The sequence below is a fragment of the Porticoccus sp. genome (assembly GCF_041592135.1).
Classification (GTDB): domain Bacteria; phylum Pseudomonadota; class Gammaproteobacteria; order Pseudomonadales; family Porticoccaceae; genus Porticoccus.
In genome coordinates, this window is sequence record NZ_JBFHQR010000209.1 from 1 (window position 1) to 2,313 (window position 2,313).

3 protein-coding genes are annotated in these 2,313 nt (G+C 60.1%); all 3 read right to left on the bottom strand.

The annotated features are described in order from the left end of the window. Nucleotides 1–68: 68 nt before the first annotated feature. Nucleotides 69–1,247, bottom strand: a complete 1,179-nt coding sequence (locus ABY948_RS12155; RefSeq protein ID WP_461482801.1) for an ATP phosphoribosyltransferase regulatory subunit — start codon at nt 1,245–1,247, stop codon at nt 69–71. Nucleotides 1,248–1,252: 5 nt separating this feature from the next. Next, nucleotides 1,253–1,441: a DUF2065 domain-containing protein gene (locus ABY948_RS12160; RefSeq protein WP_461482799.1), complete on the bottom strand. Its 189-nt coding sequence runs from the start codon at nt 1,439–1,441 to the stop codon at nt 1,253–1,255. A 147-nt stretch (nt 1,442–1,588) separates the two neighbouring features. Continuing rightward, on the bottom strand, nt 1,589–2,313 hold a 725-nt coding region (hflC, locus tag ABY948_RS12165), incomplete at its 5' end, for a protease modulator HflC (RefSeq protein ID WP_461482800.1).

The following is a 2,313-nucleotide window of genomic DNA, read 5'->3' on the forward strand; positions in this document are numbered from 1 at the left end:
ACCCCACTGGGTGCCGAGCACCACGACATTCTTACCCATGTGTATTCTCTAGCCCTGAACGAAAATGGTTAAACAGGTTTGATTTGATAGGTGCCGTCCAGCAACAGCAGCTGGCGGTCACAGTGTAATTCTTCATAGTCCGGCTGTTGTCCCGGGAAGCCACAGACCACGCGCTCGCCCTGGGCGCGCAATGCGCTAACGGCTTGACGCAAACCGGTGTCATCTGCTGCCGGCGCAAAAATCCCGGCGGCGATTTGCTGGCCACAGGACAACTGTGCCAGGGCCTGCAAACTCATATTGAAACCGGTGGCGGGCCGCGAACGGCCAAATCCTTCACCCACGTGGTCATAGCGGCCGCCATTGCCGATAGCCTGGCCCACCCCCTGAGCGTAGGCGGCAAAAACGATGCCGGTGTGATAGTGATAGCCGCGCAGCTCACTCAAATCCAGGTACAGGTCCGCCTCGGGATAGCTGTCCTGCAGCGCGGCCACCGTAGCCTGTAGTTCGTCGAGCGCCAGCTCCACTTCGGCTGGGGCCTCGGCAAACAGCTCGCGGGCGCGGTCCAGCACCTCTGCGCCGCCGGCCAGATCCACCAGAGCGCGAATCATGGTGGCCATGGCGGGATCGGGCAGGTTGGCGCCGATCCAGGCATCCAGTTCCGGCACCGCCTTGCGCTGTAACAGCGCAAATAATTCCGCTTCCTGGTCCGCGGCCAGGCCGGCGCTCTCCAGCAGGCTGCCGTAGACCCCCACGTGGCCGAGATCCAGTTGCGGCTTCTCAAGGCCGGCGAGATGCAGGGTTTCCAGCATCAGGCTGATCACTTCGATATCCGCCGCCAGTCCCGCTTCGCCGTAGAGTTCCACGCCAATTTGAATGGGCGAGCGACTCTCCAGTGCGTGCCGGGGGCGGGTGTAGAGCACGGTGCTGGCATAGCACAGGCGGCTGGGACCCTTGCGCTGCAGGCTGTGGGCATCCATCCGGCTGGTCTGCGGGGTGATATCGGCGCGAATGCCCATGGTGCGGCCGCTGATCTGGTCGGTCACCTTGAAGGTCATCAGGTCCAGATCGGAACCGGTGCCACTCAGCAGGGAGTCGGTAAATTCCACCAGTGGCGGAATCACCAGGTCGTATCCCCAGCTGTGGTAGAGATCGAGAATTTGTCGTCTGAGTCGCTCTATCTGGAGTGCCCGGTTGGGGAGAATTTCCTCAACGCCATCCGGCAACAGCCACCGATCCGCCACAGTCATCGTCATTACCCGTTGATAAAATAGAGTGCACCGGCCCCAAGCAACATGCTGAGCAAACCCATCACACGCATGCTGCGATCATCGACCTGAGCCAGCAGTGAGGCCATATTGCGCCAGCGGCCGGGCGCCAGAAACGGCATAATGCCCTCCAACACCAGCATCAGGCAAAACGCCTTGGCCAAATCCACCCACATACAAACACTCAGACAGCCATAAAAAAACCGGGGAAGCCCGGTTGCGGCATTCTACCACCGTCTCGAGCCACTTGCTGCACTTTTGTCAGCACCGAAAGCCAACCCGTCGCGCAGCAAAACGACGGGCCCCATGGGGCCCGTACAATTTCACTTGCCCTGCTGCTTGTCCAGGTAGCGGAAGAAATCGCTGTCCGGATCCACCAGCATCACATCACCTTTATTGGTAAAGGACTCTTTATACGCTTTCAGGCTGCGCTGAAACGCGTAGAACTCGGGATCCTTGCTGTAGGCAGCCGCGTAGGTGGAGGTAGCAACCGCATCGCCCTCACCCTTGGACTCCTCGGCCTCCCGGTAGGCATTGGCCAGCAGGATGGTGCGCTGCCGATCGGCGTCGGCACGTACTTTTTCCGCTTCCTCAGCCCCTTTGGAGCGCAACTCCCGCGCTTCCTTTTCCCGCTCCGCCGTCATCCGGCGGTAGACCTGGTCACTGACTTCGGGGGGCAGGTCAATGCGCTTGACCCGCACATCGACCACTTCGATACCCAATGACTTGCGGACCGTGGTATTCAGGTAATCCTTGATCTGCTCCATCAGCAAATCCCGCTCACCGGAGACCACTTCGTGCAGGGTGCGCGCACCAAACTGGTTGCGCAAGCCATCATTGACCCGACTGGCGAGGCGGTCGTGGGCCACCCCTTCATTACCGCCGGTGGACTTGTAGTAGGTGTCCACGTCGACGATTCGCCATTTAGAGAAGGCATCCACGATCAGCCGCTTTTTCTCCACGGTAAAGAAGCTGGACGGTTCCGCATCCAGGGTCAGTACCCGGGCATCGAATTTGCGTATTTTCTCGGCGAGGGGAATCTTGACGT